Below are 425 nucleotides of genomic sequence, written 5' to 3'. Positions count from 1 at the left end.
CGGATCGGCCAGCAGCCGCTCCACTTCGCCGGGCTGACGCAGGAACATCACCGGCGCACGACCGGAGCGTTCGGTGAACTTGAGCACCAGGCTTTGCTTCCAGTCGCTGACTTGTTCGGCTGGCAACCAGCCGTCACTGCGCCCGTCGGTGGCGGCGCCGACGCGTAGCCACGGGCTGCCGGCCACCTCTTGGCGCTGATAGACGTACAGCACGGAAAACGCCGGCAAGGCCTTGTCAGGTGCTGCCCCCGGTTCACTGGCGAGTTTCGCTCCCGGGTTGCTGAGCACCCGCTGGAACAAGGTTTTTTTGCCGGCCATCAGCAGCGGGCGCTGACCGTTATCGACTTCTGTCGCCACAGGGGGGTTCACCGGTGGCGCCACGGCTGGCGGCGGTGTTTTGACTGGAGGCACTGAAGGCACTGAAG

The 425-nt window shown here is 65.6% G+C and carries 1 pseudogene; it reads right to left on the bottom strand.

Annotated elements, in window-relative coordinates:
* Nucleotides 1-357, bottom strand: a pseudogene (locus AC1DF0_RS32375) (hypothetical protein); the annotation flags it as partial.
* Nucleotides 358-425: the final 68 nt, after the last annotated feature.

This window comes from Paenibacillus sp. 05T425 (assembly GCF_056396205.1).
Note: the sequence above shows the minus strand (reverse complement) of the source record. Positions and strands in the feature narration are given on the sequence as shown.